The 20,320-nt window shown below is 69.2% G+C and carries 20 protein-coding genes; 15 read left to right on the top strand and 5 right to left on the bottom strand.

Annotation, left to right across the window (positions count from 1 at the left end):
* Positions 1–12: 12 nt before the first annotated feature.
* The 13 genes from ACIBTM_RS26625 (at position 13) to ACIBTM_RS26565 (ending at position 12,828) form a co-directional block, all read left to right on the top strand.
* Positions 13–1,683, top strand: coding sequence for an FAD-dependent oxidoreductase (locus tag ACIBTM_RS26625; RefSeq protein ID WP_395879852.1), 1,671 nt, complete (start codon positions 13–15; stop codon positions 1,681–1,683).
* Positions 1,680–3,242: an FAD-binding oxidoreductase gene (locus ACIBTM_RS26620; RefSeq protein WP_395879851.1), complete on the top strand. Its 1,563-nt coding sequence runs from the start codon at positions 1,680–1,682 to the stop codon at positions 3,240–3,242. Before ACIBTM_RS26625 ends, ACIBTM_RS26620 begins: the two co-directional genes overlap by 4 nt.
* A gap of 18 nt (positions 3,243–3,260) precedes the next feature.
* Positions 3,261–3,854, top strand: coding sequence for a glycerol-3-phosphate responsive antiterminator (locus ACIBTM_RS26615; RefSeq protein WP_395879850.1), 594 nt, complete (start codon positions 3,261–3,263; stop codon positions 3,852–3,854).
* Positions 3,851–4,141: a putative quinol monooxygenase gene (locus tag ACIBTM_RS26610; protein WP_395879849.1), complete on the top strand. Its 291-nt coding sequence runs from the start codon at positions 3,851–3,853 to the stop codon at positions 4,139–4,141. Before ACIBTM_RS26615 ends, ACIBTM_RS26610 begins: the two co-directional genes overlap by 4 nt.
* Positions 4,138–5,229, top strand: a complete 1,092-nt coding sequence (locus ACIBTM_RS26605) for a zinc-binding dehydrogenase (RefSeq protein ID WP_395879848.1) — start codon at positions 4,138–4,140, stop codon at positions 5,227–5,229. The genes ACIBTM_RS26610 and ACIBTM_RS26605 overlap by 4 nt, the downstream gene beginning before the upstream one ends.
* A gap of 327 nt (positions 5,230–5,556) precedes the next feature.
* A complete protein-coding gene (locus ACIBTM_RS26600) occupies positions 5,557–6,462 on the top strand; it encodes a LysR substrate-binding domain-containing protein (RefSeq protein ID WP_395879847.1) in 906 nt (301 codons plus the stop codon).
* Positions 6,462–7,565, top strand: a complete 1,104-nt coding sequence (locus tag ACIBTM_RS26595) for a mandelate racemase/muconate lactonizing enzyme family protein (protein WP_395879846.1) — start codon at positions 6,462–6,464, stop codon at positions 7,563–7,565. The genes ACIBTM_RS26600 and ACIBTM_RS26595 overlap by 1 nt, the downstream gene beginning before the upstream one ends.
* Before the next feature lie 26 nt (positions 7,566–7,591).
* Positions 7,592–8,443 carry a catechol 1,2-dioxygenase gene (catA, locus tag ACIBTM_RS26590; RefSeq protein ID WP_395879845.1) on the top strand — a complete coding sequence of 284 codons (852 nt, stop codon included), beginning with the start codon at positions 7,592–7,594 and terminating at the stop codon, positions 8,441–8,443.
* A gap of 25 nt (positions 8,444–8,468) precedes the next feature.
* Positions 8,469–8,750 (top strand): muconolactone Delta-isomerase, encoded by a 282-nt coding sequence (catC, locus tag ACIBTM_RS26585; protein ID WP_395879844.1) that lies wholly within the window; start codon positions 8,469–8,471, stop codon positions 8,748–8,750.
* A 181-nt stretch (positions 8,751–8,931) separates the two neighbouring features.
* Positions 8,932–9,876, top strand: coding sequence for a threonine/serine dehydratase (locus ACIBTM_RS26580; RefSeq protein WP_395879843.1), 945 nt, complete (start codon positions 8,932–8,934; stop codon positions 9,874–9,876).
* Entirely contained in the window at positions 9,863–10,858 is a 996-nt protein-coding gene (sbnA, locus tag ACIBTM_RS26575) for a 2,3-diaminopropionate biosynthesis protein SbnA (RefSeq protein ID WP_395879842.1), read from the top strand. The genes ACIBTM_RS26580 and sbnA overlap by 14 nt, the downstream gene beginning before the upstream one ends.
* A gap of 9 nt (positions 10,859–10,867) precedes the next feature.
* The gene (locus ACIBTM_RS26570; RefSeq protein ID WP_395879841.1) at positions 10,868–11,794 is read left to right on the top strand and encodes an ornithine carbamoyltransferase; all 927 of its coding nucleotides are present in this window, start codon (positions 10,868–10,870) and stop codon (positions 11,792–11,794) included.
* Complete coding sequence (locus ACIBTM_RS26565) at positions 11,791–12,828, top strand: ornithine cyclodeaminase (protein WP_395879840.1); 1,038 nt, start codon at positions 11,791–11,793, stop codon at positions 12,826–12,828. Before ACIBTM_RS26570 ends, ACIBTM_RS26565 begins: the two co-directional genes overlap by 4 nt.
* 14 nt (positions 12,829–12,842) lie before the next feature.
* Here the strand turns inward: ACIBTM_RS26565 and ACIBTM_RS26560 are convergent, their stop codons facing one another.
* The 4 genes from ACIBTM_RS26560 to ACIBTM_RS26545 form a co-directional block, all read right to left on the bottom strand.
* Positions 12,843–13,874 carry a hypothetical protein gene (locus ACIBTM_RS26560; protein WP_395879839.1) on the bottom strand — a complete coding sequence of 344 codons (1,032 nt, stop codon included), beginning with the start codon at positions 13,872–13,874 and terminating at the stop codon, positions 12,843–12,845.
* A 16-nt stretch (positions 13,875–13,890) separates the two neighbouring features.
* Positions 13,891–15,450, bottom strand: coding sequence for a discoidin domain-containing protein (locus ACIBTM_RS26555; RefSeq protein WP_395879943.1), 1,560 nt, complete (start codon positions 15,448–15,450; stop codon positions 13,891–13,893).
* An 87-nt stretch (positions 15,451–15,537) separates the two neighbouring features.
* Positions 15,538–17,106: a discoidin domain-containing protein gene (locus ACIBTM_RS26550; protein ID WP_395879838.1), complete on the bottom strand. Its 1,569-nt coding sequence runs from the start codon at positions 17,104–17,106 to the stop codon at positions 15,538–15,540.
* Positions 17,107–17,275: 169 nt separating this feature from the next.
* Entirely contained in the window at positions 17,276–17,950 is a 675-nt protein-coding gene (locus ACIBTM_RS26545; RefSeq protein WP_395879837.1) for a GntR family transcriptional regulator, read from the bottom strand.
* A 59-nt stretch (positions 17,951–18,009) separates the two neighbouring features.
* Here ACIBTM_RS26545 and ACIBTM_RS26540 point away from each other — a divergent pair, with 59 nt between their 5' ends.
* Both ACIBTM_RS26540 and ACIBTM_RS26535 read left to right on the top strand, forming a co-directional pair.
* Positions 18,010–19,026 (top strand): proline racemase family protein, encoded by a 1,017-nt coding sequence (locus ACIBTM_RS26540; RefSeq protein ID WP_395879836.1) that lies wholly within the window; start codon positions 18,010–18,012, stop codon positions 19,024–19,026.
* A gap of 12 nt (positions 19,027–19,038) precedes the next feature.
* A complete protein-coding gene (locus ACIBTM_RS26535; RefSeq protein WP_395879835.1) occupies positions 19,039–19,956 on the top strand; it encodes an ornithine cyclodeaminase family protein in 918 nt (305 codons plus the stop codon).
* Here the strand turns inward: ACIBTM_RS26535 and ACIBTM_RS26530 are convergent.
* Positions 19,945–20,319: a hypothetical protein gene (locus ACIBTM_RS26530; RefSeq protein WP_395879834.1), complete on the bottom strand. Its 375-nt coding sequence runs from the start codon at positions 20,317–20,319 to the stop codon at positions 19,945–19,947. The genes ACIBTM_RS26535 and ACIBTM_RS26530 overlap by 12 nt on opposite strands.
* Position 20,320: the final 1 nt, after the last annotated feature.

The raw sequence follows: 20,320 nt of genomic DNA, 5'->3' as shown, positions 1-20,320 counted from the left end.
GGTTCCTCGATCATGTTCACACTGCCGTCCCGGCGGCCGAATGCCGTCGCAGCGGGAGCGACCCCATCGGCGCTGCTGCGACTGGACCGTCGCAGCGCGCTGACCGGACTCGACGCCGGCGAGTTCGACCTTCTCGTGATCGGTGGCGGGATCACCGGCGCCTACTGCGCGTTGGACGCCGCCGCCCGCGGCCTGTCGGTCGCGCTGGTCGAACGGGACGACTTCGCGTCCGGGACCTCGTCCAAATCATCCAAGATGGTGCACGGCGGCCTGCGCTACATCGAGCAGGGCAACCTGGACCTGGTCCGGCATTCCCTCCTGGAACGCCAGCGGTTCCGCCGCAACGCCCCGCATCTGGTGCAGCGGCTGCCCTTCCTGTTCCCGATCCTGGCCAAGGACGGGGTTTTCGACGCCCGGATCGCCCGCGCCTTCGAGAGTCTGCTGTGGACATACGACCTCGCGGGCGGCTGGCGGATCGGCAAGCTGCACCAGCGGCTCACGGTCGACGAAGTGCTGGCGCACGCCCCGACCCTGCGAGCGGACCACCTGCGTGGCGGCCTGATGTACTACGACAGCCGGGCCGACGACGCCCGGCTGACCCTCGCGATCGTGCGCAGCGCGGCCCGGCTCGGCGCCGTCGTGGCCAACGGGGCCGAGGTGACCGGCCTGCGCACCACGGGTGGGCGGGTGACCGGTGCGACGGTCAAGGCCGACGGCGAGCGGATCGACGTCCGGGCGCGGGTGGTCGTCAACGCGACCGGGGTGTGGGCCGACGACGTGGACGGCATGGCCTCCGCGGGACACCGGCCGCAGGTGCGCCCCGCGAAGGGCGTCCATATCGTGCTGCCCTGGTCGAAGATCCGCAACGACTGCACCGTCACGGTGCCCATCCCGGGCCGCGCGAGGCGGGCGACCTGCACCCGCTGGGGCGATGTCGTCGTCGTCGGAACCACGGACACCGACTACGACGGTTCGACCGACGACGTGCACTGCACCCGCGGTGAGATGGAGTTCCTGCTCGAAGGCGCCACGATCGCCTTCGACACCAAACTCGGTCCCGAAGACGTCCTGGGCAGTTACGCGGGTCTGCGCCCGCTGGTCGGCGGCTCCGAAGGGACCACCCTCGACATGCGGCGCGATCACCACATCACCGTCGCCTCGGGCATGGTCACCGTGACCGGCGGCAAACTCACCACGAGCAGGCATATGGGCGAACTCGTCGTGGACGAGGCGCTCGGGCTACTGGGCCGCAAGGCCCGCTGCCGTACCAAGAACCTGCCCCTGCTCGGCGGCGCCGGATACGACGCCGAAGCCACCGCGGCGACCGGCGGGACCGCCGCACACCTCGGCGGTCGTTACGGGACCGAAGCCCGTTTCGTGAGCGCGCTCATCGACGAGGACCCGACGCTCGGCGAGCCGCTCGTCCCCGGCCAGCCGCACCTCAAGGCGGAGGTGGTGTTCGCGGCCAGGTCGGAGATGGCGCGCTCGGTGGACGATGTGCTCTCCCGGCGTACGCGGCTACGGCTGTTCGCCAGGGACGCCTCCGCCGAGGCAGCGCCGCTCATCGGCGAATTGCTCGGCGCCGAACTCGGCCTGCCACCGGAGACCGTGGCGTCGCAAGTGGAGGACTATCGGGCGGACGTCGCCCGGGAGAAGTCGATTCTGTTGGGAGACAACGCATGATCAGCAGCCAGACCATCGCCCACCCGTTCAACCGGGGGAAGTACGTGGTCGGGGCTCCGACGCCGCCCCGCTGGGGCGACCGGACGCCTCCTGGTCAGGGCCCGGCGTCGCTGCAGACGACCGTCGTCTCGGTGCCCGCCGCGCTGACCGAGTCGCTGCGAGGCGTCGCGGACGCCGTGCACACCGAGCACGACGAGGTGGTGCTGCGCACCCGCGACTGGTGGGCCGGTTCGATGATCGGCGAGACCGCGGGGAACCCGGCGACGCCGGACGCGGTGATCGCCGAGGTCAGCACGGTGGAACAGGTGCAAGCCGTGGTCCGCCTGTGCGGCGAGCACAAAGTGCCGCTGACGGTGTCCGCGGGACGCAGCAACGTCACCGGCGCCGCACTGCCGGTCCACGGCGGCGTCGTGCTGGATGTCTGCGGACTGAACAGGATCCTGTCCTTCGACGCGGACTCCCAGGTCGTCGACGTGCAGGCCGGTATGTTCGGCGACCTGTTCGAGACCGAACTGCAGAAAACGCACGGCGCCACCACGGGACACTGGCCGTCCGCGTTCGCACTGTCCACTGTGGGCGGTTGGGTGGCCTGCCGCGGGGCAGGGCAGCTTTCCACCCGCTACGGCAAGATCGAGGACATGGTGGTCGGCCTCGACGTCGTGCTGGCCGACGGCACGCTCGCCCGATTCGGCGACTATCCGCGGGCCGCCACCGGCCCCGACCTGCGCCAGCTGTTCGTCGGCTCGGAGGGCACGCTCGGCGTGATCACCTCCGTGCGCCTGCGCACGCACCCGCTGCCCGGCTACGCCAAGGCCGTCGCTTATGGCTTCGAAACCTTCGCCGAAGGCCTGGAGGCGTGCCGGCTGATCATGCAGCGCGGTGCGACCCCGGCCGCGATGCGGCTCTACGACAAGCTGGAGAGCGGGACACATTTCGGCCTGCCAGACACCAATCTGCTGCTGATCGCCGACGAAGGCGACCCGGTGCTGGTCGACGCGATGCTCCGGGTCAGCTCCGACGTCTGCGCCGCGACCGGGTCCGAACTGGACGGTCAGGCCGTCTTCGAGCGTTGGCTGGACGAGCGGATGCTGGTCGGCAAGTCGGCCGACGGGTTCACCCCCGGCCCGGGTTTCGTCGCCGACACACTCGAAATGGCAGGCGCGTGGTCGGCGCTGCCCACGATCTACGACGAGGTCGTGGCCGCGATCGAGGCCGTTCCTGGCACCTTGGCCGCGTCCGCGCACCAGTCCCACGCCTACACCGACGGCGCGTGCCTGTACTTCTCGCTCCGCGGCGACGTCGAACCGGAGAAACGGCGGCACTGGTACCGCTCGGCATGGGACGCGGCCAACGCCGTGCTGGTGCGCCACGGCGCCGCGCTGAGCCACCACCACGGTTCCGGTCTGCTCCGGGGGCCGTATCTCGCGGACACGCTCGGCTCCGGGTTCGACACGTTCGTCGCCGTGAAGCGGGCCCTCGACCCGCAGGGCCTGCTCAACCCGGGCAAGCTCGGGCTGCCCAGTGACCTCGGGCCGAATCCCCTTGACTCCGCGAGCTGATCGATCACTGTGGACCGTATGAACGAGAGGATCACGGCGGCGTTCGCGGACGTCCCGGTCTGCGCGTCGGTGGTCGGCACCGCCAAGGTGGCCGACTTCGCGAACGCGGCGTCCCGCGTCGGCATCCTGGCCGCGGTCCCGGTCGGGCAGCTGGCCAAGATCGTCCCGGTGCTGACCGGGCTGGAGAAGATCCTGTTCGTGAACATCGACTCCTGTCCTGGACTGGCCACCGATCGCGGCGGCGTGGACTTCCTCCACGAGATCGGGGCGACCGGCGTGGTCAGCACCAGGGTCGCCCCGATCGAACGGGCACGCGCGGTCTCGATGCTGACCATGCACAAGGTGTTCGTCACCGACCGGTCGAATCTGAACCGCAGCCTGGAAGCGGTGAAACGCAGCCGCCCGGACCTGGTGGAGCTGATGCCCGCGCCGATCATCCCGTGGATGTCGGCTCAGGCCCGCGAGGTCATGTCGCCGTTCGTGGCGGCCGGTTTCGTCACCGACCGGGCCGGGGTGGCCCATTCACTCGCGATGGGCGCGCTGGGCGCCGCGTCGTCCGATTCGGGGCTGTGGTCGTTGACCCGGTCCCAGCTGAGCGCGGGAGAGAAATGAGTTTCGTCGTGGTGGCCAGGTACCTGACCGCGTACCGGGACCGCGTCCTCGAACTGCTGGAGCCGATGGCCGGCGCTTCACGGCGCGAACCCGGCTGCCTCCGGTACACCGTCCACTCCGGAACCGAGGACGGCGTGGTGGTGATCGTCGAGGAGTACGGGTCCGAACAGGACTTCGCCGACCACTGCGCGTCGGAGCATTTCCAGCGCATCGTGCTCGGCGAGGTGGTACCCCTGCTGACCGAACGGCAGGTCACCACCTGCGTCCCGGCCGGGAGCGAGCGGTGACGCCGGTGCGGGGCGCGGTGCTCCGCGAAGTCGGCCGTCCGCTGGAGATCGAGGACCTGACGCTGGATCCGCCGGGGCCCGGTGAACTGCTCGTCCGGGTGCGGGCGGCCGGGCTGTGTCATTCGGATCTGTCGGTGATCGACGGCAGCAGGCCCCGGCCGCTGCCGATGGTCCTGGGACACGAGGCCGCGGGCGAGGTCGTGGAGCCGGGACCGGGTACCGGCTTCTCGGCGGGGCAGCATGTGGTGTTGTCCTTCGTGCCCTCCTGCGGGGACTGTCGCCCGTGCCTCACCGGACGTCCCGCCCTGTGCGCTCCGGCGGCCGACGCCAACCGGAACGGCACGCTGCTCAGTGGCGGCACCCGCTGGTCGGCGCCCGGCGGTCGTCCAGGACATCATCTGGGCGTATCCGCCTTCGCCGAGCACATCGTGGTCTCGGCACGTTCGGTGGTCGCCGTCGACGAGACGCTCCCGTTCGACGTCGCGGCCCTGTTCGGTTGCGCCGTGCTCACCGGCGCCGGTGCCGTCTTCAACGCGACGAACGTGCGTCCGGGCGACAGCGTCGTCGTGTTCGGTCTCGGCGGTGTCGGCCTGGCGGCGCTGCTCGCCGCCAAGGCCGCCGGCGCGACCACACTGCTGGCCGTCGACGTCGTCGCGGAGAAGCTTGAGCTGGCGCTTTCCCTCGGCGCCACCCATGCGCTCAAGGGCGACGTCGAGGCGATCAAGGAGCTCACCGGCGGCGGCGCCGACCACGCGATCGACACCACCGGCGTGGTGGCCGCCCTGCAGCAGGCGTATCGGGCGACGCGGCCGGGCGGCACCGTCGTCACCGTGGGGCTACCCGACCCCGCCGCCGAAGTCGCGTTACCCGCGCAAAGCCTGGTGGCGGAGGAGAAGACGCTACGCGGCAGCTACCTCGGCTCCTGTGTCCCCCGGCGCGACATCCCCCGGTTCGTCGCCCTGTACCGGTCCGGGCTGCTGCCCGTGGAGGCGTTGCTGACGCACCGGATCGGGTTGGAGGAGATCAACACGGGATTCGACCGGCTGCGGCGCGGTGCCGCGGTCCGGCAGGTGGTCACCTTCTCCTGATCGCGGGTCCGGGGCTTCGTGTCGCTCGTCCTCCGCCGTACGCCCGATCACACCTGAACCGGTCCGCGGTCGGGCAAGGCGTGAAGGTCGAGTTTCCTCGGCTGAGCCGCGGGAAGGGGGCCTTCACGCGCACCCGCTGTGACTGCTCCCGGGCCTGATCAGGGGCGAAGGGAGCCTTCAGCCCACCGCTGAGCCTTACCCCTCCACAACCTCGCGTGCTATTGATAACCGCTGTTTATCAATAGACCGGAATAAAGTCTTTGTCTTCGATGATTTCGCTTCCTACCGTGAACAAATCGGCGACAGAGGCCGGGGAGGAGGCGTCTCATGGAACTTCGTCACCTGCGTTACTTCGTCACCGTCGCCGAGACATGTCACTTCGGCCGGGCGGCCGAGCAGCTGCACGTCGCGCAGCCGGCGCTCTCGCACACCATCCGCCAACTGGAGGACGAACTGGGCGTCGTCCTGCTGGCGCGGACCACCCGCCAGGTCCGCGTGACACCGGCGGGTGAGTTCTTCCTGGCCGAAGCCCGGCGCGTGCTCGCGGGGCTGGACGTCGGGATCCGCGGGGTGCGGCGGATCGGCGAGGGGAAGCTGGGCCTGCTCCGGGTCGGGTTCACCGGCACTGCGGCGTTCTCCCATCTGCCGCATCTGGCCAGGGCGCTCGCCGAGCGAGTGCCGCAGGTGGAGCTGGAGATCCGCGCCGACCTGCTGACCGCCGAGCAGTGCGAACGCCTGCGCACGGGAACGCTGGGGATCGGGGTGCTCCGCCCGCCGGTCACCGGGGACGACATCGACTTCCGGGTGATCGAGAGCGAACCGCTGGTCCTCGCCGTCCCGGCCGACCACCGGCTGGCCGTCGAGCCCGTCGTCACGATGACGGATCTGCGGACCGAACCGCTCGTGACCTACGACCGGCGCAACTCGGTGGTGTACGAAGCCGTCGCGCGCAGCTGCCGCGAGGCCGGGATCACGCCTCATCAGCTGCACGAGGCGTCCGGAACCGCGGTCCTGCTCGCACTGGTCGCCGGCGGACTGGGAGTCGGCGTGGTGCCCGCTTCGGCCCGTGCCCTCCGCTTGGCCGGTGTCGTGTTCCGCGACCTCGCCGGAGCGGCGACCGTGGAACTGGCACTGGCCTGGCACCGCGAGACCCCGTCCCCGCTCGTCACGACCGTCCTCGACGCACTCGAAGACATCTTCCCTTCCGTCGCACCGTCCACAGGGGGCACCTGATGAAGATCACACGGGTCGAGGCGATCCCGTTCGCCATCCCGTACCGAAAGCCGCTGAAATTCGCTTCGGGAGAGGTGCACGTCGCCGAGCACGTCCTCGTGCGGGTGCACGCCGACAACGGCGTCGTCGGCGTGGCCGAGGCACCCCCGCGGCCATTCACCTACGGCGAGACCCAGGCGGGGATCATCGCGGTGATCGACTCCGTGTTCGCCCCGCAGGTCGTCGGTCTCAGCCTGCTCGACCGCGAAACGGTGCACACCCGGCTCGCCCGCACGGTCGGCAACCCGACCGCGAAATCCGCCATCGACATGGCCGTCTGGGACGCGCTCGGCCGCAGCCTCGACGTGTCGGTGACCGAACTGCTCGGCGGCTACACCGACCGCATGCGCGTGTCCCACATGCTCGGCTTCGACGAGCCGTCCGCGATGGTCGCCGAAGCCGAGCGGATACGCGACACCCACGGCATCAGCACCTTCAAGGTCAAGGTCGGCCGCCGTCCCGCGTCGCTCGACACCGCCGTCGTGCGCGCGCTGCGGGAGCGTTTCGGCGACGCCGTCGACCTCTATGTCGACGGCAACCGCGGCTGGACCGCCGCCGAATCGGCGCGGGCGATGCGGGAGATGGCCGACCTCGACCTGCTCTTCGCCGAGGAGCTGTGCCCTGCCGACGACGTCCTCGGCAGGCGCTGGCTCGTGGGGCAGATCGGTGTTCCGTTCATCGCGGACGAATCCGCCGTGACCCCGGCCGACGTCACCCGTGAGGTGCTCGGCGGCTCCGCCACCGCGATCAGCATCAAGACCGCCCGCACCGGCTTCACCCGTTCGCAGCGCACGCACCACCTCGCCGAGGGACTCGGTCTGGAGGTCGTGATGGGCAACCAGATCGACGGCCAGCTCGGCTCGCTGTGCACGGTCGCGTTCGGCTCGGCCTACGAGCTGACGTCCCGCCGTCCCGGCGAGCTCTCGAACTTCCTCGACATGAGCGACGACCTGCTCACCGAGCCGCTGCGCATCACCGACGGCGAACTCACCGTCCGCCCCGGTGCCGGCCTCGGTGCCGAAATCGATCCCGAAAAGCTCCGGCGCTACCGCCAGGACCACTGACGCCCACCACGAATCAAGGAGGATTCATGACCGCCACCCACGAGACCGCCACCGCGGCCGCGTCCGGCGCCAACGCGACCGAACGGTTCAAGAGCGACAAGTTCGCCGGTGTCGCCGGAACGCCCAAGGACCGGGTCAGCCTGCTGGCACGCGAGGTGCTGGAGGCCGTGCACGGCACGATCCGCAAGCACAAGGTCACCTACGACGAGTACAACGCGCTCAAAGCGTGGCTGATCAGCGTGGGCGAGGACGGCGAATGGCCGCTGTTCCTCGACGTGTGGGTGGAGCACGTCGTCGAAGAGGTCGCGACCGAGCACCGCGAGGGCAACAAGGGAACCATCGAGGGCCCGTACTACGTGCCCGCCGCACCCGAACAGGGCGCCCACGGTTCGGTCCCGATGCGCGACGACGAGTCCGGTACGCCGCTCAGCTGGACCGGGCAGGTCACCTCGACCGATGGCTCCGCGCTGGCGGGCGCGAGGGTCGAACTGTGGCATGCCGACGCCGACGGCTTCTACTCCCAGTTCGCGCCGAACATCCCGGAGTGGAACCTGCGCGCGAGCTTCACCGCCGATGACGAGGGCCGGTTCGAGATCCACACCGTGCGCCCCGCCCCGTACCAGATCCCGACCGACGGCGCCTGCGGCAAGCTCATCGCCGCGGCGGGCTGGCACGCGTGGCGCCCGGCGCACCTGCACGTCAAGGTGTCGGCGCCCGGCCACGAACTGCTCACCGCGCAGCTGTACTTCCCCGGCGATGAGCACAACGACGACGACATCGCTTCGGCGGTCAAACCGGAACTGGTGCTGGACCCGCGTCCGTCGGGCGACGGCGAGGCCATCGAGTACGGCTTCGTCCTCGACCCCGAACGTTCCTGACTCAACGTCCTTTTTGGAGTGATCGATGCTCTATCACGTTCGCATGGACGTTCGCCTGCCGCCGGACCTCGATCCGGCGGAGCGGGCCGACATCATCACGCGGGAAAAGGCGTACAGCCAGCGGCTGCAACGTGAAGGCAAGTGGCCGCAGCTCTGGCGGATCGCGGGCGAATACGCCAACTTCTCGATCCTCGACGTCGCGGACCACGACGAGCTGCACGCGCTGTTGTCCGGTTTGCCGTTGTTCCCGTACATGGACATCGAGGTCACGCCGCTGGCGGCGCATCCGTCGAAAGTCATGGGCTGACGCAGACCGAGCGCGGTCCGTGTGTCCGCCGTTCCGGTCGGTGAACGAGATCCGCCGACCGGAACTTCCGCCCCCGAAGTTCCGGTCGGTTGTTCATGGACCGCGCCGGTCCTGCCCCAGTTGAATCGGCCGAGGTCCACTTCGGACCGGCTGGGGTGAAGGAGTTCGGCGGAGTGACCCGATGACGCGCCTGGTGACCGGGGCCGACGTCGCGCGGGCGGCCGACCGGATCCGGTACTCCGTGCGCCGCACTCGCCTGCTCGGGCCGGTCGGCGACCTGTGGATCAAACCGGAGAACCGGCAGCGGACCGGTTCGTTCAAGGTTCGCGGCGCGCTCAACGCGGTCACCGGGCTGACGGGCCACGTGCTGGCCCAGTCGTCCGGCAACCACGGCCGCGCGGTCGCCTACGCCGCGGCCCGGCACGGAGTGAAGGCCACGGTGGTGTTGCCCGAAACGGCGCCCGCGTTGAAGGTCGACGCGGTCCGTGCGCTCGGCGCCGAAGTCGTCGTCGTGCCACCGGGCGAACGAGAATCCGCGACGGCCGAACTGCTGGCCCGCACCGGCGCCACCCTGATCACGTCGGCCGATTTCGCGGTGATCGCAGGCCACGGCACGGTCGGCGCGGAGATCGTCTCGGACCTGCCGGACGCGGGCACCGTCCTGGTCCCGGTCTGCAACGGCGGCCTGCTCGCCGGCGTCGCCGTCGCGGTCAAGGCGTTCTCACCGGGCACGCGGGTCGTCGGCGTGGAACCCGAACTCGCCGCCGACGCGGCCGACTCGTTCCGCACCGGCCGCCTGACGCGCTGGCCGGTGTCGCGGACCTACCGGACGATCGCCGACGGCCTGCGCGCCCCGGTGCTCGGTGACCTGGCGTGGGAGCACGTCAAGACGCTCGTGGACGACGTCGTCACGGTCGACGAGGAAAGCATCGTCGCCGCACAGGCGTTCTTGTTCGACCGGTTCGGCGTGGTCGCCGAGCCGAGTGGCGCGGTGGCGGCCGCCGCCCATCTAACCGGGCGCGCCGGGCCGCCGGGAAAGGCGGCGGTCGCCGTCGTCTCGGGCGGGAACGTCGCCGCGCCACCACTGGGGGCAAGGAGAGAGCAGGTGTTCGTTGAGCACGGCTGAGATCGGCGGAGTGCTCGCGACGATCGGGGGAACTCCCCTGGTCGCCCTGGACCGGATCGTTCCGCTGACCGGCTCCCGGGTGTTCGCGAAACTGGAGAAGTTCAACCCCGGTGGCAGCGTCAAGGACCGGACCGCGCTGAACATGCTGCACGGCGAGATCCGCTCCGGCACCCTCGTGCCGGGCCGGTCGGTGGTCGTCGAGTCCACGTCGGGCAATCTCGGCGTCGGGCTCGCCCAGATGTGCGCGTACTTCGGGCTCGACCTGGTGTGCGTGGTCGACACCCGCACGACCGCGCAGACCCTCGCGCTGCTGCGGGCCTACGGCGCCACGGTCGAGGTCGTCACCGCCCCGGTGGACGGCGACCTGCTCGGCGCCCGGATCGCCCGGGTGCGGGAGCTTCTGACGCTGCTACCGGACGCGTTCTGGCCCGATCAGTACGCGAATCCGCTCAACCCGGCGGCGCACGAGCACACGATGCGCGAGATCGCCGACGCGCTCGACGGCCGCGTCGACTACCTGTTCTGCGCGGTCAGCACCGGCGGCACGATGCGCGGGTGCGCCGACTACATCCGGCGCGAAGGGCTGAGCACGAAGCTCGTCGCGGTCGACGCTGCCGGCAGCGCGATCTTCCACGCACCGACGGAAGAACGCCGGATCCCGGGCCACGGCGCCGGCCGACGGCCGCCGTTGGTCGACACGTCCGCGGTGACCGAGGTCGTGCACGTGACCGATCTCGAATGTGTGCGGGCGTGCCGGATGCTCGTCGCGCGCGAAGCCATCCTCGCGGGCGGTTCCTCAGGCGCGACCGTGGCCGCGCTCGCGAAGCTGCGCGACCGCATCCCGCCCGGCTCCCGGTGCGTGCTCGTCTTCCCGGACGACGGCAACCGCTACCTCGACACGATCTATTCCGACGCGTGGGTCCGCGGTCACTTCGGCGAAATACCCGAAGTGACCGCCCGCGTCCTGGCCACCATCTCCTGAGGAGCCCCCTTGCGTCACCTCATCTCACTCGACGACCTGACCGACGATGACCTGCGCGCCATCGTCGGGCGGGCGGTCCGCCTGGCGGAACGGCCGCGCGCGACTTACTCCACTTTGGACGGTGCGGTCGTCGGTATCCACTTCCGCAAGACCTCCACCCGCACGCGCACCGCGTTCTCCGCGGGCGCGCTGCGGCTTGGCGCCCGGATCATCGCGTACGGTCCGAACGACCTGCAGACCAACACCGGGGAGTCCATCGAGGACACCGGACGCGTGCTGTCGTCGATGTTGGACTTTCTGGTGGCGCGTACGGCGGCCGACCCGGCGGAGCTCCGGGCCATCGCGGCGCAGGACCGGATGGCCGTCGTCAACGCGATGAGCGCCGACGAGCACCCGACCCAGGCGCTGGCGGATCTGACGACGATCGTCCAGCGCTTCGGCCACGTCGACGGCGTCCGCATGCTGTACCTCGGCGAGGGAAACAACACGGCGGCGGCACTGGCACTGGCGCTCAGCCGTTTCCCCGGTACCGAACTGCACCTTCGCACCCCGCCGGGCTACGGCGTCGACCCGGACGTCCTGGAGCGCGCGGGCAAGCACGCCGCCAGGCACGGTTCGTCCATTGTGGAGCGACACGACGTCCTCGATCTACCCGGCGGCGTCGACATCGTCTACACCACCCGGTGGCAGACCACGGGAACGTCCAAACCGGACCCGGACTGGCGCACGGTCTTCGCGCCGTTCCAGGTGACGGCGGACCTGTGGCGGACCAGCCCGGACGCGCTGTTCCTGCACGACCTGCCCGCGCACCGGGGCGAGGAGGTCACGGCCGACGTGCTCGACGGGCCACGTTCCATCGCCTTCGCCCAGGCGGAGAACAAGCTGTACAGCGCGATGGCCGCGCTCGAATGGTGTGGCGGGGAGGACTTGGCATGAGCTGGTTCGACGTGGCCGACAGCGGCCTGTCCGGTGCGGGCGAGGTGACGATGCTGTCCCGTGAAGAGGTCCGCAAATGCCTGACGCACCTCGACCCGGTCGACGTCGTCCGCGAAACACTGGCCGACCACGACCGCGGCATCAGTCTCCTGCCCGCCGAGGCGTACCTGCGGTGGGAGAACTCGCGAGGCGCCTACACCCGGTCGATCGGGATGCCGGGCGCGGTGCGATCGACCTACGGAATGAAGATCATCAACGCCAGCGTGTCCAACCCCGCCAACGGGCTCGAACGCGCGGGCGGGATCGGCCTGTGCTTCGACGCGGAGACCGCGCGGATCACCACGATCATGGAGGCCGGCCTGCTGAGCGCGGTGCGGACGGCGGCGGTGAGCGCGGTGGGGGTGGACGTGCTCGGATACGGTGGAGCCGTTTCGCTGGCCGTCGTCGGTTGCGGCGCGCAGGGCCGGATGCACACGGCGCTGCTCGCCGAACGGCTGCCGTCGCTGCGGAAGGTGACGCTGTTCGACCGGTCTCCCGAGGCCGCGCGGGCGCTGGCCACCACGCTGCCCGGGATCTCGGTGCAGGTCTGCTCGACCGCACGGGAAGCGGTGTCCGCGGCCGAGATCGCCGTGTTCACGACCACGATGGACGTGGGTTACGTCGAGCCGGACTGGGCCTCGCCGAGCGCGTTGCTGGTCAACGTCTCCCTCGGCGACCTGACGGACGCGGCGTTCCGTGACGCGGCGGCGGTGTACGTCGACGACGTGGACCTGGTGGCCGACAACCCGCGTCGGCCGCTGGGCCGTCTGATGGCGGACGGCATGTTCGGGCGTCCCGATTCCGCCGGGTCCGCACGCCCCCTCGACGGCACCTTGGGCGGAGTCCTGACGGGACGGCACCGCGCGGACGGGGTCGCGTCGCCGTATGTGGTGCTGAACCCGTTCGGCATGGGAGTCCTCGACGTCGCGCTGTACGCGGCGGTCTCCGCGCAGGCGCGGGCGGAGAGCCTCGGTACCGTCATCCACCTCAGCTGAGCCGCAACTCCGGCCTACCGAGAACCGCCCGTGACCGACGGCGACGACGCGAGCGGAACCAGCAGCCGCGCCGCGCCGGTGCCGTCCGCGAGCACGGCCCAGATGTCGCTTTCCTTCCCGTCCCCGCGCGGCAGGCTGTAGCCGATCGTGTCGTTGTCGAGCCAGACCACCTGATCGTCCACACTGCGCGTTTCCGCCAGCGGGGTCTCACGCATCGTGGCCAGATCCAGGACGTGTTCCCGCCACGGCTGGACATCGCCCTCCGCCACCCGCTTCTTGAAGGCGAGCTTCTTCCCGTCCGGTGACAGCGAGGGGCATTCCGCGTTCTCCCGCAGCGTGCGGGCGTTCCACGCCGTGTTGTCGCCCTGCACCAGATAGGTCCGTCCGCCGGTGGCGACCGTGGCGTAGAACGTCCGCTCGTCCGCGGCGAACGTGACACCCCAGTAGTTGACGTCTTCGCCACGATGGGACACGTCCCCGATCCGCAACGGGATGCCCTCGATGTTGCTCGACAGCTCGTTCAGCTCACGATCCATGATGGCCGTACGCGTCGAGAAGGTGCCGGGCGTCGAGTAGGAGTCACCGGTGACGAAGGTGGTCCAACTGCCCATCCGGCCACCGGGTGAGAGCTTCGCGCGGTTGGGGATTCCGGGAACATCGACCCGCTTGACCTCGCCGAGCGCGGCATCGACGAACCGGGCGACCGCACTCGCCATCGGCGTCGACTCCTTCGCCAGGCACAGGCCTCCCGCCGCCGCGGTGTAGAACCGTTCACAAGTGAGCGGGCTGATCCGGCGCGGGCCTCCGGGATCGGAGACGGGGACCGAGGCGACATTGCCGTACCCCGGCCCCGGCGCACCGTTGCGGAACAGCAGTCTTCCCTGCTCCCCCAGTACGACCTGCCCCGAGGAATCCACCGCGACCGCCGCGTCGGCCGTCTGCCGCTCGGGGCTGTTCGCCTTGGCCTGCACCACGTACACCACCGAGGCAGCGACGAGTGCGGCGACACCCGCCAGCGCCACGACGAACTTCACCGGAAGCTTCACCCCGTCTCCTTCCCCGTCACCGGCAGCTGTACGGGCCGGCTTTGTCGAGCAGTTCGCCGTTGGTTCCGATGATTTCCCAGGAATAGGTCTTTCCCTTGAGGACCAGCTTCATCACCCCGTGCTTGCCCAGGATCTTCTCGACGCCTTCGCGGGCTTTGTAGTCGAGGTACAGGCTGTCGCCGCCGATACCGGCGACGACCGAACGCACGCCGTTGGCCTCGTCGACGTGCCCGTCGACGTCCAGCGGCTTCGTCCGCTCGTAGTGGTGATCGTGCCCGGCGAACACGACGTCCGCCTTCGCCCTGGCCAGCTCGTTCCACAACGGCGCCACACTCTTCGCGTCACCGGAGTTCCCCGAGTTGAAGCGCGGGTGGTGCCAGTAACCGGCGATACAGGACTTCTTGGTCTTCGCGAGGTCCTTGCGCAGCCACGCCACCTGCTCGGCGCCGCCGCCGTTGTACACCGGATCCGAATCGAGCGCGACGAAATGGAAGGCTCCGACGTCGAAGCTGTAGTACGGTTTCCCCTTCGGCGTCGCGATCTTCCCGAAATACTGCTTGTACCCCGCCAGCTCGTTGTTCCACTCGTGGTTGCCCGGAGTGGGTTTGGTGATCTTCTTGAACTTGCCCCACGTCTTGTCGTAGTAGGACCGGAACTCTTCGATGGTGCCGTCGACGTACTGGTTGTCGCCGACCGTCAGCACGTACCGCGGCTTTATCCTGGCGACGAGTTCCGCCGTCTGCTGGTGCTCGGAAGGCAGCTCCGGTTTGGCGATGTCGCCGGCGAGCGCGATGACGATGCCGTCGGACGGTGTCGGCTGCGTGGACGCCTTCACCGGCGCGGTCGATCCGGACAGATTCCCTGCCGCGTCCCGCGCCCGCACCGCGTACTGGAAGTCGAAACCCGACGCCAGCGACGTGTCGGTGTAGGACGTCGTCGCGGACCTGCCGATGACGTTGCCGTTGCGCAGGATCTCGTACTCGACGACCCCGACGTTGTCGCTCGCCGGATTCCAGCCGAGCGTGATGCTCTCGGTGGTGGACGACGCCTGCCGGAGCCCGGTCGGCACCGACGGCGGCTGGATGTCGCCGTCGCCGGTCCGGACGCCGTAGACCTCCAGTTCCCACAGCGAGTACCCGTAAACGGTCGCCCGTGCCGTGCCGAAGATCCGGACATGCCTGGCGGAGGTGTTCAGGCCGGTGAACTCGTCGAGGCCGCCGTCGCTACCCACCACGGTCTTCACATCCCGCCAGTTCTGGCCGTCGTCGGACGCCTGGACCTGGTAATCCTTCGCGTGGGCCGACTCCCAGAAGACCTTGATCCGGCTGATGTCCGCCGGGCCGCCGAGGTCGACCGCGATCCACTGTGGATCGCCCTCCAGGCTCGCCCACCGGGTCGTCGAATCACCGTCGACGGCGAGCGCGCCACTGAAGCTATCGTTCTCGACGGTGGACGTCGTGGTCCGTTTGTTGACCGACAGCAGTGATTCCACCGGTCCGGCAGTGGCGCTGGAAGTGATCACGGGCTGAGCGAGCAGGACGATCGCCGCGATCGCGGCGGTGCCCGGCTTCACCATTCGATTCACCTGTACTCCTGGATGGGCCTACGTCGTCGTGAACCACGGACCGGGTCCGGTGCCGCGGACGGCACCGGACCACGGCCGTCAGCGGCAGGTGTACGGACCCGCCTTGTCGAGCACGTTCCCGTTGGTGTCGACGATCTCCCAGGAGTAGGACTTCCCGTTCAGCATCAGCTTCATCACCCCGTGCTTGGCGAAGATCTTCTCCACCCCTTCACGCGCCTTGTAGTTCGTGTAGAGGTAGTCCCCGCCGATGCCCGCGATGACCGAACGCACGCCGTTGGCCTCGTCGATGTGCCCGTTGACGTCCAGCGGCTTCGTCCGCTCGTAGTGATGGTCGTGCCCGGCCATCACCATGTCCGCCTTCACCTTGGCCAGCTCGTTCCACAACGGCGCCATCTGCTTCTTGTCGCCGTATTCTCCCGAGTTGAAGCGCGGGTGATGCCAGTAGCCGATGACGCAGGCCTTGGTGTTCTTCGCCAGGTCGTTGCGCAGCCAGGTCACCTGTTCGGAACCGCCGCCGCCGTAGATCGGATTCGAGTCCATCGCGACGAAGTGGAACTCGCCGATGTCGTAGCTGTAGTACGGCAAGCCCTTCGGGTACGCGATCGCGCCGAAGTACTCCTTGTAGCCCCTGAGCTGGTCGTCCCATTCATGGTTGCCCGTCGTGGGTTTGGTGATGCTCTTGAACTTGCCCCACGTCTTGTCGTAGTGGGCGCGGTACTCGGAAATGGTGCCCTTGTGGTACTGGTTGTCCCCGACGGTCAGCACGTACTGCGGGTTCATCTTGGCGACCTGGTTCGCGGTCGCTTGATGCGTCGAGAAGAGCTCGGGGTTGGCGATGTCACCCCCGACCGCGATGGTGATGGGACCGGTTCCGCCGGGCTGGGTCGAGACCTTGACCACCGAACTCGCCGCGGAGACGTTCCCGGCCGCGTCCCGTGCCCGCACGGAGTAGCCGAACTCCGCTCCGGACGCCAGCCCGGAGTCGGTGTAGGTGGTCGTCGCCGTGGTTCCGACGACGTTCCCGTCGCGGAGCACCTCGTACTCGGTGACCCCGACGTTGTCGGTGGACGCGGTCCAGCCGAGTGACACGCTGTTCGTGGTGCTGCCCGTCGTGGTGAGACCGGTCGGCGCCGTCGGCGCCTGCGTGTCTCCGCCGCCGGCGCGGTCACCGTAGACTTCCAGCTCCCACAGCGAATAGCCGTACGACGTCCCGCGAGCCGTACCGTGGATACGGATGTGGCGCGCGGACGCGTTGAGGCCGAGGTGTTCGTCGGTGGCGCCGTTCCCGCCGGTGACCGACTTGATGTCGGTCCAGGTCCTGCCGTCGGCCGAGCCCTGGATCTTGTAGGTCTTGGCGTAGGCGGCTTCCCAGTTCAGTTTGACCTTCGTGACGGTCGCGGTCCCGCCGAGGTCGACGGCGATCCATTGCGGATCGACGCCTTCCTCGCTCGCCCACCTGGTCGTGGTGTTGCCGTCGACCGCGTTGCCGCCGGCGAACGCGGCGGTCTCGACCGACGACGTGGTGGTCGGTTTGCCCGCCGACAGCAGGGATTCCGCTTGCGCGGCGGTCCCGGAAGAGATCAAGGTCTGCCCCAGCAGGGCCAGCGTCGCCACCGCGACACCAACCAGGGGTGTTCTCCGTTTCATGCGAACTCCTCGACGTTGCGGAGGCGGCGAGTACCGGCGGCGGGCGGCGTCTGTCAGCCGGAGTCGCTTAGTTAGGTAAGTTTCCTAACGATCGCAGTGTAAAAGGTTCTTAAACTCACAGTCAACGGGTGATCGCACGGTGCCCGGCACTATTTGATGGCAGGGTCGACTACGGCTCGGCCGCCCAGATACCGCGGACATGCCCGATGTGACGCCGCATGAGCGCCTCCGCACCGTCGGCGTCGCGGGCCTCGATCAGGTCGACGAGCTCGGTGTGCTCGCGCGCCGAGGAGACGAGCTGCCCGCGTTCGGCCAGCACCTTGAGGCCGTAGATCCGTGATCGGGCGCGCAACGATCGGACGACTTCGACGAGGTGTTCGTTGCCGGCCAGGCCGAGCAGCGCGAGATGGAACTCCATGTCGAACCGGACGTGGCCGATGAGGTCCTGCTCGACGGAAGCATGCTCGATCCCGGCCGCGAGCTCACGGAGTCGCTTCACGGCGTCGGCGTCGACTCCCGTCTCGGCGATGCGGCGCACGGTGGGCACCTCGATCAGTGCGCGTAGCTCGGTGAGGTCGTCGAGTTCGCGTTCGGATGGCTCGGTGACCCGGAAACCCTTGTTGCGCACGGTTTCCATCAGCCCTTCCTTGACGAGGTCGAGCATCGCCTCCCGCACCGGGGTCGCGGACACACCGAACTGTCCGGCCAGCGTGGGTGCGGAGTAGACGACACCGGGGCGCATCTCGCCCGAGATCACCGCACCGCGAAGGTTCTCGATGACCTCGTCGCGCAGGTTGCGACGGCCACCGATCGAGGACAGTCCCTTGACCGCGCCAACTGCCATCATCGACCCCTTCACCAGGCATTGTGGCAGTACAATGTCACATGTTACGTTCGTCCACCATGACAGGCGACGGGATCGACACGGTGGATTACCACTGTGGTGGCGAACCGTTCAGGATCGTCACCGCGACGACGGGGCCGTCCGGAGTGACGGTCGCGGAAAAGCGGGTCGCGGCCGCGGCCGACCCCGAGGTCGACGGACTGCGGCGACTGCTCTGCTCCGAGCCACGCGGGCACGCCGACATGTACGGCGGTTTCGTCGTGGCGCCGGACGATCCGGGCGCCCATTTCGGCGTTCTCTTCTGGCACAAGGACGGCTTCTCCGCCGCGTGCGGCCACGGCACCATGTGCCTTGGCACCTGGGCAGTCCAGACCGGACTGGTGCCCGTCGATCCCGGCGGCGTCACCGACGTGGTGATCGACGTGCCGTCCGGACGGGTGACCGCACGGGTCTCCACGGCCGGAACGAAGGTCACCGCGGTCGACTTCGTCAGTGTCGCCGGCTATCTCCTTCACGACGAGGTCGTCGTGGAAACCTCGCGCGGCGCCGCCTCTTGCACGATCGCGTTCGGCGGCGCGATCTACGCTCACGTGCCGGCGGCGACCTTCGGCCTCTCGGTCGACAAGGCCTCGCTACCGGGATTGATCGAGCTGGGGCGGGAAATCAAGAACAGGTTCAACGCGAGCGCGTACGCCGAGCACCCGTTCGATCCGCGTCTCAACGGCATCTACGGCGTGATCTTCTTCGACGAACTCGGCGGTGAGAAGGACGGAGACGTCCGCCAGCGCAATGTGACCGTCTTCGCCGACGGGCAGGTGGACAGATCACCCTGCGGTTCGGGGACCGCCTCACGCGTCGCGGCGCTGCATTCGTCCGGACGGCTGGCGACGGACGGCTCTCTCACCCACTCGTCGATCGTCGGTTCGACGTGGACCGCCCGGATCGCGGACACGACCGTCCTCGCCGGCCGGAACGCGGTGCTGCCCGTCGTCACCGGCCGCGCGTTCCGCACCGGTCACCACCGGTTCGTCGTGGACCCCGACGACGACCTGGTCCCGGGCTTCGTACTGCGCTGACAAGGAGGACTCGTGGACGTCGTCACCCTCGGCCCGGACGAGATCCGGGCCGCCGTGTCCATGCCCGCCGCTATCGACGCGGTCCGCGACGCGTTCCTCGCCCTGCACCGCGGCGAGTTCGAAATGCCGACGCGAACCGTGTTGCGCGACGGCGGATTCCTCGTGATGTCGGCGCACCACCGCCCGACCGCGTCGGCGATGATCAAGACCTTGAGCCTCGACTTCGACCGCGACCCGGCCATCGCCGGCACCGTCGTCTGGAGCGAACTCGGCCACAGCCGTCAGCTCGTGGCCGACGCCACCGAGATGACCCGCATCCGCACGGGCGCGATCACCGGCGTCGCGACCGACTTGCTGGCCCCGCCGGATGCGAAGACGTGCACCCTCATCGGCGCGGGTGGGCAGGCCGCCGATCAGGTCCGCGCCGTGCACGCCGTCCGGCCGTTGACCGAACTCAGGATCGTCAGCCGCGGGCTCGAACGCGCCGAAGCGCTCGGCAAGGCACTCGGCGCGGAGCTGGACATCAGCGCCGTGGTCCTCGCCGATCCCGACGAAGCCGTTCGGGACGTGGACATCGTCTGCTGTGCGACGACGTCCACCACACCCCTGTTCTCGCCCGAGTCGCTGGCCGAGCACGCCCACGTCAACGCCATCGGCGCCTATCGCCCCACCATGCGAGAAGTCCCGGACGACCTGCTCGCCGAGGCGACCGTCGTCATCGACGAACGAGAAGCGGTGCTAGAGGAGTCCGGGGAGATCATCCACGCCCTGGCGGCGCGGGCCATCACCCAGGACCACCTCCTCGAACTGGGGACCGCGCTGGCCGAAGGAGTCGTGCGGTCAGGAGGCCGTACGGTCTTCAAGTCCGTCGGGGTGGCCATACAGGACTGGGCGATCGCCGGCCTGCTCGCTCGAACGTCAGCTCGGTAGCCGGGAGTCTTCGCGGGACATCGGCGCGCCGGAGGCCCGGGTCTCGGCGGGGATGTGGTCCTCGTCCGCGAGTTTCCGGCGACGCCCGTCCAGGAACCACTCGACGCCGAAGTCGTCGGAGCGGGCCACCATGATCAGCAGCACCGCCAGATAGGCGAAGAAGCCTGCCGCGAGCCCGACGCCGTAAGCACCGAAGAGCCTGCTCCCGGCAGGGAACAGGGCGAGTACCGCCCCTCCGCCGACGGCGCCGAGCAGCGCGGCGAGGTCGGACAAGCCGATCTCGCCGGTCCGGTACCTGTTGACGAAGTACAGGTTCCAGCCGAGCACGAAGCCGAAAGCGCCGGCACCGATCAACTCCCACATC

The organism is Amycolatopsis sp. NPDC049868, from assembly GCF_044461365.1.
GTDB lineage: Bacteria > Actinomycetota > Actinomycetes > Mycobacteriales > Pseudonocardiaceae > Amycolatopsis.
This window is presented reverse-complemented; position numbering and strand designations above follow the sequence as displayed.